Genomic DNA, 14,521 nt, shown 5'->3' with positions numbered 1-14,521 from the left:
TGAAAAAATTAAAATAGATGAAAAAGATAAGTTTATCAGTGATTGTAGGGATCGGGATGTTGTTGACCGCCTGCCAAGACATGCTGAATGAGGTGCCGATGGATTTCGTGTCGCGGAACAACTATTACCGCAATGAAATAGATGCGCAAGGCGCATTGAATGGTGCATATAGTGCTGTGGGGAAAGAGTTTTATGGCATCGATAATTTCATCTTATCGGAACTCCATAGCGATCTGGTACTGGGCCGTGGATCACAAGCTCCCATTTCAAATATGGATCAATTGCTGGACCAGCAGAATATCGGGCGTACAGCAAACCATTGGTTCAGGCTATACCAAAGCATCAATCGTGCTAACGCGGTTTTAGCTAATGTGCCATCGATTACCGACATCAGTGAGACTGCACGTACCCGAATTTTAGCAGAAGCCCATTTTCTTCGCGCACTCGCCTACTTTGAGCTAGTAAGAGGATGGGGAGCTGTTCCGATCAAAACATCAGAAAGCACAGATTTATCGGGTTTGGAATCACCAAGAATGCCGGAAAATGAAGTGTACGATCTGATCATTGCCGACGCGGAGGCCGCAGAAATAGGTCTGCTTCCAACCGTCGGTCAGGAGACTGGCCAGGCCTCACAATCGGCGGCAAAGATGTTGTTGGCACACGTATGCCTGACTATTGGTGACTGGGAGGCTGCGGCAGTCAAAGCAGAAGACGTCATTACGAATGGACAGTATACGTTAGTATCTGTGCAGAAACCGGATGATTTCTACCATATTTTTGCAGCGAACACGAGTTCGGAGGACATTATGTCCGTGCATCATTCGGATATTTCACAATCAGAAATTACCAACTTTTTGCACATGGGAAATAATTTGCCGTACAACTACAGCAGTACGGGTTATTTTGCTTGGATACCTAATATGAATTCCATGATCGGCGAGGACTGGGATGACGACGACTTACGCAAACCCTTCAACTTGTATACGGAAATCCAAAATACAAGTGGTGATTGGGTGCCCCTTCCTGCAACGACTCCTGTACTATTTAAAAAATTCATTACGGATAACAGTGGACTCCGGACCTATAGCGTGCCGATTTATCGCTATGCCGAAGCGTTGCTGTTCTATGCCGAGGCCAGCTGCCGCGCTGATGGCGGCCCTTCCACATTGGCATTGGAACGGTTGAATATGATTAAACGAAGAGCCTACGGATACAATCCCAACGTGGTTTCGCCGGTGGATTATCCGTCCGGTATGGGTGAGGAAGCCTTCATCGACGCAATCATGCGGGAGCGGGCGTATGAATTCTTGATCGAGCGCCGCCGTTGGTGGGATTTGAAACGCACAGGGGAAGCCAAAGAAGCATTTGCTGCAATTGGCAAAACGTTGATTGACGAGCGGATGCTCTATCCCATCCCGGAAAATGAAATCAACAATAATCCGGCAATCGGTCAAGAAAACCAAAATCCTGGCTATTAAATATTGAAGGTATAACTCGTTCTTTTTTTTAATTCATAATTGATAAATGATCATGAAATTCAAAATATTATTTGCCGCTACGCTTTTTTTTTGTTGGGCATACGGCGTTCAATCCCAAACAAAGGAATACGATATCTGTATCTACGGTGGTACCTCATCTGGTGTAGTTGCTGCTTATACAGCAGCTAAGGCAGGAAAGTCTGTTATCCTTATTGATCCCGGCCACAGATTGGGTGGGTTGAGCTCGGGCGGTCTAGGCCATACTGACATCGGAAATAAGTATGTAGTAAGCGGTTTAGCGTTGGATTTTTACCGAAAAATCGGAAAACACTATAACGCATTTGAACAGTGGATTTTTGAACCGAAAGTGGCGGAAGCAATTTTTAACCAGTACATGGAAGATTGTGATGCCGAGGTGAAATTCGGGCAATTGCTACTGGATGTGAAGAAGGTTGGTACCAACATCACACAAGCCCATTTCCGTTCGACTGAAAACCCGGAGAACCCCGCACTGACGGTAAAAGCGAAAATTTATATGGATTGTACGTATGAGGGGGATCTGTTTGCCGCAGCGGGTGTATCGTATCACGTGGGCCGGGAAGACAACAGGGTGTACGGCGAAACACTAAATGGAGTACAATTAATGGATGGGCACCAGTTTCCGAATGGGATAGACCCGTATGTAAAGCGCGGTGACCCCAGCAGTGGGCTGTTATGGGGAATCCGCAATGGCGAGCTGCTTGCCGATGGTACAGGCGATAAAAAAGTACAGGCCTACAACTACCGTATCACGCTCACTAACGAGCCCCAAAACCGTATGCCAATTACCGAACCGGATAACTACGATCCTTCCCGGTATGAGCTGTTGAAGAGACAGAAGGAAATCCAACCCTGGAAAGGATTGAATGACGTATTCATCTGGAGTCCGATGCCAAACGGAAAAACCGATATCAACAACCGCAATGGCTTTTCGACCGATATGATTGGCATGAATTGGGACTACCCCGAAGCGAATTACACATATAGGCAGGAAATTATCAAAGCCCATGAAGACTATACCAAAGGGTTGCTGTATTTTGTGGGCAATGATCCGTCGGTTCCCGCATTTATCCGCGCAGAAATGCAAAAATGGGGTTATCCCAAAGATGAATATGTAAACGATGGCCACTGGAGTCCGCAGCTCTATATCCGCGAAGCTCGACGGATGGTCGGCGAACTGGTGATGACGCAGCATCATTGCCAAGGCAACGAAGTGGTAACCGATGAAGTGGGTTATGCCGCTTATACGATGGATTCACACAACTGCGATCGGTTGGTGGTGAATGGCATGGTGAAGAACGAAGGTAATGTGGAAGTTGGTGGTTTTCCTCCATTTCCGATTTCCTACCGTGCAATCGTGCCCAAGCGCAATGAGGTCACGAATCTATTGGTGCCCGTCTGTCTGTCGGCTAGCCATATTGCTTTTGGTTCGATACGAATGGAACCGGTATTCATGGTGTTAGGGCAGTCTGCTGCGGTGGCAGCTTGCTTCGCAATCGACCAGCGCATTGATGTGCAATCGGTGGGTGTCTCGGAGATAAAAGAAGTATTGGCCGCGAATCCCAAAGCCGACAAGCGGCAGTCAGATATACTGATCAGTAGTTCCGATGTGGATGCAGTACAGTTTACCGGAGATTGGAATCAGGGTACTGGCGATGGTTACGGACGCAGCTACCTAGAGGCGAATAGCAAGGATGGACAAAGTACAGCTAAATTTACTGCAGCATCGTTGCCCGCCGGCAACTACAACGTGTATACCTATTTTCCGAAATCCGCTAAAAGTTCATCACTATTTACGTATACCATTTATGATGGCAAGACTTCCAACGAAAAACAAATGGATTTGTCGCAGGTGGAAATAAAAGGACAAACATCCAGTACGTGGGTGCCTTTGGGAAGTGCTGTCGTTGTTCAGGGTGACGAATCCGCTTTTGTAGAAATCAGTACGAAAGGTGCAAACGGAATCGTCGCTGCAAACGCCGTTCTTTTCGTGCCTTCTGATGACCAACGGTAGTTCTTGGGTGATACGCTTTTTTATGATAAAAAGAATATCTGCGATTCAATGACGAAGCATAGGATTCCGCTATTTCTTTGATCTTTGGTTACACCTAATGAAGAACCTTGACAAGATGGATGGACGACCTACGTATTTGGATAAAAGAATATTTGGTCTTACATTTGATAGCACGAACAAGAAGCCATGCTGAATAGACTTTTTATTAAGAATTATGCGTTAATTGAAAATTTGGATATTCAATTTGATGCCGGACTTAATATAATTACCGGAGAAACTGGAGCGGGAAAATCCATTATGATGGGGGCGTTAGGCCTTATATTAGGGAATCGTGCAGAGGGGAAGCATTTTTTTCGGGAAGACCAAAAATGTGTTATAGAAGGATTTTTTAAGATAAATACCTATAGCCTGCAAGACTTTTTTCAAGAAAATGATTTAGAATACGACGATGAAACCATTATTCGTCGGGAGATAGCGGTTGACGGGAAATCACGCGCGTTTGTAAATGACTCTCCCGTCACCCTCCATGTCCTGAGGTTGTTAGGCGAACAGTTGATTGATATCCATTCACAGCATGCTATGTTGCAATTGAACACCGAACGTTTTCAATTGATGATATTGGATAGTGTGGCAAAGAACCAAGAGATTCTACAAGAGTATAAACAAAACTTATCGCAATATAAGCAACAGCAGGAATCCTTGAACCGTCTACGGGAAGATATTGCCAGCGCAAACGCGACACTGGATTTTAACCAGTTTCAGTTTGATGAATTGGATCAAGCTCATTTAGAAGATGGTGAACAGGAAAGACTGGAAGCGGAGTTGAGCCAATTGGAAAATGCAGAGGAGATAAAAAGAGGACTGTTGGGGGCTAGTCATTTGTTGAGTGAAAGCGAACAATCTGCTACTTTTTCTTTAAAAGAGTCGTTGCAACAGCTCCAATCCGTAGAGCGTTTCATGCCTTCAATGGAAGAATTAGTGAAACGTTTGCAAAGTGTATGGATTGAAGTGAAAGATATCGTGGACGAAGTCAGTGCCAAGGAGCAGGACGTGTTTATGGATGAAGGCCGGTTAGTGGAGGTCAATGAACGACTGAGTCTATTGTATAGTCTGCAAAAAAAGCATCGGGTAGATTCTCTTTCGGAGCTCATTACGCTGCGAGATGAGTTGGAGCAAAAGATTTTGGTGGTGGCTAATCAAGGCGAACAATTGGAGGCTTTAGAGAAGGAAGTTGCAAAGTGCTTGGAAGCTTTGGAAGAAGCAGGAAAATGTTTGCATAATGCTCGGCAACAAGCGATGACACAAGTGGAACACTATGTGCAAGCGGTTTTAGCAGAGGTGGGGATGCCGAATGCTCAGCTAAAAATAGAACTTTCCTTATTGGAGACAGATAAATATAAAACAACCGGTGCGGATGATGTCCGATTTCTTTTTTCTGCGAATAAAGGACAACCTTTGCAGTCTATACACCGTGTAGCGTCGGGAGGAGAGCTCTCCCGTGTCATGCTCGCTGTTAAATCGCTTGTGGCACAGACGTCTGCATTGCCGACGATTATATTTGATGAGATAGATACCGGTATTTCAGGCGAAGTGGCATTGAAGGTGGGGGAAATTATGGAACGTTTAGCAAATAATATGCAAGTCCTCGCCATCACACACTTACCCCAAATTGCTTCGAAAGGACAAGCACATTTTAAGGTATTTAAGCAAGATGAGGGAGAGAAAACCAAAACTGATATCACGCTGTTGGATAAAGAAGACCGCGTTTTGGAAGTTGCGCAAATGCTCAGCGGAGCCAACCCCGGAGCATCGGCTTTGCAGCATGCCAAGGAGCTGATTGAGAGATAAATTTAGCTAGACAATCGGAACCTATCTTCTATACGTAAATATTCATAATATTTCCAATGGTCCTTCATCGGTAGACTGCGCTATTACAACTTCCTTGTTGACGAAATAAACCTTTATCGATCTGTTTTCATTTTCCTTCGTATGCATATAGCATGCTATACGTAAAGCAATTTTTATTTTATGTAAAACAGAATAAAACTTATGTTTTTTTATCGTTAAACGAATAATCGGTTTTTATTGTTTGTAAATTCGATATTAAGTTTGTGTTAAGTGGTAAAAGTACTCATATTATATATATAACTTTGTCCTGTTAAATTTTAAAACAGACAACAAACTAAAAGTTGATTATGAAGAAATCTTTACTAATCTTCGCCTTAAGCCTGGCAAGTTATGGAGCACTCCATGCCCAAGTGACGACAAGTAGTATGCAAGGGGTCGTAACGCAATCTACAGGACATGCTACAGTTGGAGCAACGATCAAGGCAACCCATGTACCTTCAGGAACGGTTTATTCTGGCTCTGCCAATGTGGCGGGCCGTTTTAATTTAGCGAATATGCGCGTAGGAGGTCCTTATCGTGTAGAAGTAACTTATGTTGGGCAAAGTCCGGTGGTTTATGAAGATATTTACTTGCAATTGGGACAGCCTTTTGTTTTAAATCCTACATTCGGCGAAAATGCGATGTCGTTGGAGGAAGTCACTGTTACAGGTCAAGTAGTGCGTAACCAAAAAACAGGTGCGTCGACAAGCGTTGGTCAAAAGCAATTGCAGGAGTTGCCACAAGTAAATCGGAGTATCACGGAGTTTATGCGATTGACACCACAAGCCAATGGAACCTCATTTGGGGGACGTGACGCGCGCTATAACAATCTGCAAATCGACGGTGCAAACTTTAACAATGGATTTGGGTTGAATGATGACCCGCTTCCGGGAGGAAAATCTCAACCTATTTCATTAGATGCGATTGAGGCTATTTCGGTAAATATAGCTCCTTTTGATGTTACCCAGTCGGGTTTTACGGGAGCAGGTATCAATGCAATTACAAAAAGTGGTACGAATGAAATAACGGGTACTGCTTATTATTTTCTCCAAAATCAGAATTTGCAAGGTCATAAAATCGGTGACGTAACGTTAGAGAAAACTGATGCGGTAAAGAAAAATTTTGGTTTTAGTTTGGGTGGACCAATTGTGAAAGATAAGTTATTCCTTTTTGTAAATGCAGAGCGTGAAGAGGCGACGGGTGCTAATGCTTCTGGAGCAAACTTATGGCGTGCTTCTGAAAATGGTGTAGCCGATCCAGCTAATAATATTGCAAGAACATCTCGTGCAGATTTGGAAGCTGTTCGGAATCATTTAATTAACCAATGGGGATACGATCCTGGTCGTTACGAAGGGTATGCAAATGAAGCTAAGCAAGCGAGTACGAAGTTTCTGGCAAGATTGGATTGGAATATTAATGACAGACATAAACTTGCCCTTCGTTACAATCAAGTAATTGGAGAGTCCATGAATTTGGCGAATGGTAATTCAGGACCGCGTCCTCGGGCTGATTTTGAATCATATAATCGTGTAGGCCAAAATTCGATTGCCTTTGAAAATGCTAATTATGGAGCAAAAAATATCGTACGTTCTATTACGGCGGAACTTAATAGTAATTTTAATTCAAGATGGAATAATCAGTTTTTGGCAACTTATACACGTATCCAAGATACGAGGACTACACCAAGTAACCATTTGTTCCCGTTTGTAGACATAGGGGATGGTAGCCATCAGGAGTTTCTGGATAACCGGACTCCAGAACAAATTGCGGAAAATGCTCAACCCGGTTTCCATAATAATTACATGAGTTTTGGTACGGAATTGTTTTCCTATAATAATGACGTAATCAACAATAATTATTCATTTATCAATAACCTTAGCTTACAGGCTGACAAACATAATTTTACTTTTGGTGCGGCATTCGAGATTCAAAACTTCGGAAATAGTTATATCCGTATGGGGAGCTCCTATTATCGTTATAACTCAGTTGAGGATTTCTTAACAACCGGTAGACCGAATGAGGTGGCTCCAATTATGTTCGGATTGACCTATCCGTATGAAGGACAGGATACGTATTCAAGAGTCAATTTTGGATTAGCGTCCCTATATGCGCAAGACCGGTGGTCGGTAGCTGACAACTTAACGTTGACCTATGGTATACGTGCAGAGTTACCAATTTATATGAATAAATTAACAGCGAATCCGTCCATAGATGAACTTACCTTTCTAGATGTCAATGGTATGCCAAAAAATTACGATTCGGGACTTTGGCCTAAATCAAGACTGTTGGTTTCGCCTCGGTTAGGCATCAATTATGATGTATTTGGAGACCGTTCTTTAGTACTACGCGGAGGAACAGGCTTCTTCTCGGGTCGCGTACCCTTTGTATGGTTGACCAATATGCCGACAAATGCTGGTGTGTTACAAAACGTTGTTGAACCAGGGTCTTATGGCGATGTACAAGGATGGATAGGAAATGTACGTTTTAACCCGGATCAATATTATCACCTGAATAATGTTCCTCAGGGAGCGGAAGATGTATTTATCCGTACACCAAATGAAGGAGCACCCAGCTCTTTTGCACTAGTAGACAGAGATTTTAAAATGCCGATGGTTTGGCGCACCAGTATTGGTGGAGATTACCAAATTCCGAATACACCGTTAGTCTTGACGGGAGATTTTCTATATACTAGGGATATTAACGCGGTGTTCCAATTCGGCGCAAATCGTGTGACATCGAATACTTTCTTAAATTACGGATCGTCCGACGAGGCAGGTGACTACGGTGACAACCGGTCTTTTTATCCTTCGGGAGCACAGAGATATAATAATGCTATCGGAGCCAACAACGCCACCGTTTTGACGAATACCAACGTAAAAGGCCATGCATTGAGCGCGACTTTGGGATTAAGTGTACCAAATTATCAAGGGTTTAGTGGTAGTGTATTTTATACTTATTCAGATGCGCGTGAAGTGACCGGTAACACGGGGTCAAATGCAAGTTCCGCTTGGGGAGCTTCCGCTAATATTCATGGTCCGAACGATCAATTCTTATATAAATCCAATTTTGCTGTTCCTCATCGTATAGTAGCGAATGTAAGCTATCGCATCGAATATGCAAATACGTTAGCGACGACGGTTGGTGTATATTATAACGGTGCGCATCAAGGCCGGTTCTCGTACATCTACGGGACAGATATTAATAACGATGGACAAAATGCAGATCTTATTTATTTACCTAAAAATTTAAATGACCTTCCTCTTGTGGATATCGTCAATGATGGGAATGTGGTAAAAACTGCTGCTGAGCAACGCGAGGCACTTGAATCATTTATAACGGAAAACGGATTAAGTAAATATAAGGGAAAGTACTTGCCAAGAAATGCATTTTTAATGCCATGGCTGAACCGTTTCGATGTACGTGTTTTACAGGATATCTTTACCAATATCGGTCCTCGTAGACATACCTTACAGTTGAGTTTAGATGTCATTAATTTTGGTAACCTTCTTAGCAAAAGCTCCGGTATCCGAAGTACATTGACTCCTGCACAACAATTATTGTGGACTACAGGGGCAGTTCCAGCTTCTGGAGTTCCATCATTTAATATGAATATGATTGACGGAGAATTGGCAACCACACCTTTCCGGGATTATACGAGCGATTTATCTACTACGTGGCAAATGCAGTTGGGGGTAAGGTATATCTTTTAAATAATATCAAATTTTAATTAAATTATTATAGTATGTAAAGGCGCGATTTATCGTGCCTTTATTGTTTTAATCTCATACAATACTCGCTCCTACAATCACAGCAGCATAAACTCCTATCAAGACAATGCAGTAGGGAAACCTAATACTTCAGCTCCATAACGCAATCGTATATCTTGCTAGTGTAATTCACCAAAACGCCTGGAAATACTACCTTTATATAGGCAGTTTGTTTCAATTAGTATGAATTTCACGACAAAGCGTATGCAAGAATAACGGGCATCAATACATTCTCTTGCAAATCGTTTTTATTTTTTGCTATTACGCCTGCATAATTTCTTAACCAGTATACACACTGTGACAACCTCCATACTATTTCTTGTAAAACGCATCGTTAAATTTCCAATGTGCATATACTTCACACGTTTACGTAGGCACATCACTCCATAACGCGTGCATTTTGCCCCATTATGCATGCAAAACGGTGAGTATCCACTTACTAAAAAACACACTTTAAAATGCTTAAGAATCGTATTTTGTACTGATTTAGCCCTAAGGTGACTAAAAATGCAAAAAAAAGCGCACTTGTGCGGAAAAGTTTGCACACATAGACCCCATGTTTGATAGCAGCCTGTCCTATATTTGAAACCGTAAACATTTGTTTAACTTTAAATTTTATGACTATGGCAAAGCCTACCTTATTTTCAAAAATCGGAACGGAAGCAAAGTTGTTGACGTATGCCGAAAACATATTAAAGAAATCGCAGGAAAACGCTGTGCTTTTTCCGCAGGCCGCATCCACTATCGTGGAATTGGAAGCTGCTTTGAAAGCCTACAGAAATGGTTTGGCGGAAGCGGCGTATCGTGACATGCGGCAAATTGTTATTAAAAACCAATATGCCGCAACATTAAAGCAGGTGCTGTACCGGTATGCACTCTATGTGGAGGTTGTGGCCAATGGCGATCCCAATATTATCTTGGCCGCAGGGTATATGCCCAGTAAAAGTTCGGCCGGCTCCGTTGGATCGTCACCAAAACCGCATGATCTGCGTGTGGAGATCTATCAAGGCGGCAACAACGCCGTACAGTTGCGTGTCGAAAGCTGGAGACCTGCCCGGTATTGCCAATTTGAATATCGCAAAGTCGGAAGCGGGATCGAATGGACGAAAGTATTGAGCACAAAATCAAAAACGGTGATTCAGGATCTGGAGCATCTGCAGGAATACGAGTTCAGGGTAACCTATCTAGGTGCTGATCCTACGCCGAACTACAGTGACACCGTGCGTGGCTATGTCGTATAAACTTTTTCCTCGCCAACTGTATAATGCTGTGCGATTACTTTTTTCTCCCCCGTAGCTTTGTTGAAAACAACATCTAGGCGTCCCAGACGTATGCCGGCAAATCCCATCTGGTTTATCCACACTTCGTTGCCATCTAGGTCACGCACTCGGGTAGGTTCGTTGAGAAACGTATGTGTATGCCCACCTAAGATAATATCGACATTCCGACAACCAGCAGCGAGCTTTAAGTCATCCACCTTATCGTCTTCATATTTATATCCTAAATGGGAGAGACAGACAACTAAGTCACATTTTTTATCTTCTTTGAGCATTTTGGCGATACGGTTCACAACGGGAACGGGGTCAAGGTAAGCCATGCCTTTATGGTTGTTCGGGTCTACTAAGCCTGTTACGTCGATGCCTACACCGGTAATACCGATACGAATACCTCCTTTTTCAATAATGATGTGTTCTCGTGTACGACCCGCTAGTGACGTTCCTGAAAAATCATAATTCGCAGTCAAAAAAGGAAAATTGGCGTTGTAGAGTTGTTCAGCGAGCCTCTCCATTCCATTGTCAAATTCGTGATTGCCGAATGTTCCGGCTTCATAACCCAATTTAGACATCAATTCCAACTCCAGCTTTCCATCAAACATATTAAAGTAAGGAGTCCCTTGGAACATATCTCCGGAATCTACCAGCAGTACATTTTTTTCCTCTTGGCGAATCCTATTGATTAATGTGCTCCGTCTGGCCACTCCACCCAAACCTTGATTCCGCGAACCATCCATAGGAAAAGGATCGATTCTGCTATGGACATCGTTTGTGTGTAAAATAGTCAAATGCTTGGTTTTCGCAGCAGTTGCTGCTTGTACCGGAAAAGAACCGAAGGTTGCTATCGCTCCTAAGGTGAGCGATTGCTTGATAAAGTTTCTTCTATTTAATGATTTGAACTCTTCCATCTAATTTTACTTGAACGTGTTTTTCTTGTTTTGCTAAATCTGAAACATATTCCATTAATGTTTCACGGAGAAGTTGATTATAATCTTTGCGTGCAATAGGATTATCAAAAAATGTTATATAATCCCCGCCATTTGCTAGATAGTCGTAAGTAACTAGCTTATAGAGGGCGTCTGGGGCAATCGGTTTACCCTGTATCAAAAACTCCTTCGCCTTTCCGTTTTCGATGACTAGCTCCATGCCACCAACCGGTTGCCCACCAGTTTTGACCATATAATCCGCTAAACGCAACATATCGCCGCCGCTCAGCGTTAAAATGCATACTGCGTTTTCAAATGGCATAACCTCGAATATATTGCCTACTGTCACATTCCCGGCATGGAGATCCGCCCGGATACCGTCTTTTGTCGCAAAGCTCGCCTGTACATCTGGATCCAGCTGCTTCCCTTTCCACAATAATGCGTCTGCAAAAAAATTACCCATTAGACTCTCGGGTGCATTTCGGTTACGCGTGATATAATGGTCTGCATAGCCTATTACCCGGTTCATTTCCGTTTCTAATTTTGCTTTATAAGGTGCATAGTAAGTAATAATACTGCTGTCAGCAACGATTGAGGTATCAATCTGATAATATTGACCTTTATTTATCTGGTGTTGAAATTGCGTTTTACAGGAAGATAACGATAACACAACAAAAAATAAAGAACACCACAATACAGTATATTTCATACAGTCCAAATTTTTAGTAAAACTAAATATTAAAAATAAAAAGGAGAACATTTGACGTTCTCCTTTTGTTGTATTTTGGTTAAAAAATAGTTACTACCCTAGCGTTACGTATGTTGCCCAGCATGTTTTCCCTCTGCGTACTCTTCCACAATTTTTCTGTTAAAAGCGGGCAGGTCATCTGGTGTGCGGCTAGTGACCAGTCCTTGGTCCGTCACCACCTGGGTATCTTCCCATCGTGCTTTCGCATTGATCAAATCCTTTTTAATTGCTGCCACTGAAGTAAGCTTACGGCCTTCTACTACCTCCGCATCGATCAATACTTGAGGGCCATGACAGATAGCTGCCACAGGTTTCCCTGCCGCAAAGAAATCACGCACAAAAGAAAGTGCTCTTTCATTCGTACGCAATTTATCCGGATTAATCACGCCGCCAGGAATCAACAATCCATCGTAGTCATCGACTCTCGCTTGATTTAATGGCGTATCCACGGGATATTCATCATCCCATTCATCTCCTTTTTTTGAGCGGACAACCTTCTCTTGCGGCGAAACGATATCTACCTGTGCCCCCTCATTTTTTAAAGCTTCTTTTGGACTTGTTAACTCAATTTGTTCAAAACCATCTTCCGTCAATATGGCGATTCTTTTTCCATTTAATTTTCCCATAGCACTTATCCTTTAAATTTTTTACATAGAACATTCTTCAATCAAAGAACAACCAAAGAATTATCTAGTTCTAAAAAACTGAAAATACTTAAGCGGTCCTCGTTCAACACCTACGAAAAATACGCAAAATGACATAATTTTACCCGTTTTGTAACACGTAGGAAACAAGAAAGCTTCTTTGAGCATTCTATTAAAGGAGAGAGACACTAAAATAAATAGAACGCTATGCAAAGAGATGGAATAAACAAGAGTATTTGGCAGGAAGTCACTGTGCCGGGATTGTCCGCACCCCGCGATCAAGAGCATGTCGAAATAATTGTTGTTGGTGGGGGTATTACAGGGCTTACGGCAGCCTTGAAGCTGCAGGAAGCTGGTAGAAGATGTGTCATCATGGAAGCAAATACAATTGGGTTTGGTACTACGAGCGGCACCTCTGCCCATATAAATACGGTACTTGATACGCCGTATACCGATATTATTGAGCAGCATGGCTTGGAAGCAGCACGTACAGTAGTAGCATCGACACGAAAAGCAATATCGATCATCAACAAAAATAAAGATCAATATGAAATTGACTGTGATTTTACACGCTGTTCCGGATTTATGTATGCTGAAAATGAGGAAGAGAAGAAAGAGCTTAAAGAAATTAAAGAGGCATTGGAGCAAGTAGGAATTCCCTGTTCCGAAGTGGATGAAATTCCTGTTCCAGCTTCGTTTATGTATGCCATCGAATTCGAAGAACAGGCGAGATTCCATCCGACGAAATACCTCGCTGGGCTTGCTAAGGCTTACATCAGTCTAGGGGGGCAGATCAGGGAAAGGACGGTCGTGCAGCATGTAAAGGAGGAAAACGATATGCTTGTCGCCAAAACTGCTGAAGGTGACGTTTTTTCTGCCGATTTTGTTCTTTATGCTACGCACACACCGCCGGGTATACAATTGATGAACTTTCGCTTAGCTCCGTATCGAAGTTACATACAGGTATGGGAACTAATGCGCCAGATAGATTGGCCGGAAGCGTTGGTCTATGATATGCAGGAGCCCTTCCATTACTTCCGAACAGTAGAACAAGGAGGTAAATCCTATCTTTTAATAGGCGGGCAGGATCATAAAACGGCTCACCACGATAATGAAAAAAAGAACTTCCGTGAATTGGAAGCGTACGTTCGAAGTCTCTATGTGGTAAATAAAAAGATATACGAATGGTCATCTCAATATTATGAAAGCCAAGATAGCTTGCCTTTTATTGGCTATTATCCTGGTAAGAAACACCGCCGGGAACTACTATCTTCGGGTTATGGTGGAAATGGAATGATTTTCGGAACGCTGGGCGGCTCCATGATGGCAGATCTGGTATTGCATGGGAAAACAGATTTTCAAGACATCTATTCGCCTAGTCGTATAGGACCGCTTTCGGCAATCCGTAATCTGCTTGTAGAAAACTACGATGTCGCAAAGCACTTTGTAAAAGATCGTTTTTTTCTGGAAGAAATAGAAGAACTAGCAGAATTGGGTCGGGGCGAAGGAAAGATATTGAATTATAAAGGTAAAAGAATAGGACTGTTTAAGGGTGAACAAGGCGAATTGTTTGCTATCGATCCGGTATGCCGCCATGCAGCATGTATCGTCAAATGGAATAACACCGAGCGGAGCTGGGATTGTCCATGCCATGGAGCGCGATATGCGCCAGACGGAAGCTTGCTGAATGGGCCCTCTGTCGCACCGCTGAAAATATGGCAACTTGAAAAGAAAAAATAGAAAA

At 42.8% G+C, this 14,521-nt stretch carries 9 protein-coding genes; 6 read left to right on the top strand and 3 right to left on the bottom strand.

The features are described 5' to 3' along the window. Positions 1-17: 17 nt before the first annotated feature. The 5 genes from FXV77_RS18440 to FXV77_RS18420 all read left to right on the top strand — a co-directional run bounded on the left by FXV77_RS18440 (position 18) and on the right by FXV77_RS18420 (position 10,426). Positions 18-1,478 (top strand): RagB/SusD family nutrient uptake outer membrane protein, encoded by a 1,461-nt coding sequence (locus FXV77_RS18440; protein ID WP_148920715.1) that lies wholly within the window; start codon positions 18-20, stop codon positions 1,476-1,478. Positions 1,479-1,530: 52 nt separating this feature from the next. Beyond that, positions 1,531-3,531, top strand: coding sequence for an FAD-dependent oxidoreductase (locus FXV77_RS18435; RefSeq protein ID WP_148920714.1), 2,001 nt, complete (start codon positions 1,531-1,533; stop codon positions 3,529-3,531). Positions 3,532-3,717: 186 nt separating this feature from the next. Then, positions 3,718-5,379, top strand: coding sequence for a DNA repair protein RecN (recN, locus tag FXV77_RS18430; protein WP_148920713.1), 1,662 nt, complete (start codon positions 3,718-3,720; stop codon positions 5,377-5,379). Positions 5,380-5,726: 347 nt separating this feature from the next. Further along, the gene (locus FXV77_RS18425; protein ID WP_148920712.1) at positions 5,727-9,128 is read left to right on the top strand and encodes a TonB-dependent receptor; all 3,402 of its coding nucleotides are present in this window, start codon (positions 5,727-5,729) and stop codon (positions 9,126-9,128) included. A gap of 680 nt (positions 9,129-9,808) precedes the next feature. Then, complete coding sequence (locus tag FXV77_RS18420; protein WP_148920711.1) at positions 9,809-10,426, top strand: hypothetical protein; 618 nt, start codon at positions 9,809-9,811, stop codon at positions 10,424-10,426. On the opposite strand, the gene FXV77_RS18415 is transcribed toward FXV77_RS18420, so the two are convergent. The 3 genes from FXV77_RS18415 to FXV77_RS18405 form a co-directional block, all read right to left on the bottom strand. After that, positions 10,414-11,367, bottom strand: a complete 954-nt coding sequence (locus tag FXV77_RS18415) for a bifunctional metallophosphatase/5'-nucleotidase (protein WP_148920710.1) — start codon at positions 11,365-11,367, stop codon at positions 10,414-10,416. The genes FXV77_RS18420 and FXV77_RS18415 overlap by 13 nt on opposite strands. Continuing rightward, the gene (locus tag FXV77_RS18410) at positions 11,342-12,094 is read right to left on the bottom strand and encodes a 5'-nucleotidase C-terminal domain-containing protein (RefSeq protein ID WP_246162519.1); all 753 of its coding nucleotides are present in this window, start codon (positions 12,092-12,094) and stop codon (positions 11,342-11,344) included. The genes FXV77_RS18415 and FXV77_RS18410 overlap by 26 nt, the downstream gene beginning before the upstream one ends. Before the next feature lie 104 nt (positions 12,095-12,198). Next, the gene (locus tag FXV77_RS18405; protein ID WP_148920709.1) at positions 12,199-12,759 is read right to left on the bottom strand and encodes a type 1 glutamine amidotransferase domain-containing protein; all 561 of its coding nucleotides are present in this window, start codon (positions 12,757-12,759) and stop codon (positions 12,199-12,201) included. A 225-nt stretch (positions 12,760-12,984) separates the two neighbouring features. Between FXV77_RS18405 and FXV77_RS18400 the strand changes: the two genes are divergently transcribed. Then, positions 12,985-14,517: an FAD-dependent oxidoreductase gene (locus FXV77_RS18400; RefSeq protein WP_148920708.1), complete on the top strand. Its 1,533-nt coding sequence runs from the start codon at positions 12,985-12,987 to the stop codon at positions 14,515-14,517. The last annotated feature ends 4 nt before the right edge of the window (positions 14,518-14,521 follow it).

It is taken from the genome of Sphingobacterium phlebotomi (assembly GCF_008180195.1).
GTDB lineage: Bacteria > Bacteroidota > Bacteroidia > Sphingobacteriales > Sphingobacteriaceae > Sphingobacterium > Sphingobacterium phlebotomi.
The sequence above is the reverse complement of the archived record's forward strand: the minus strand, read 5'-3'. Positions and strand labels throughout refer to the sequence as shown.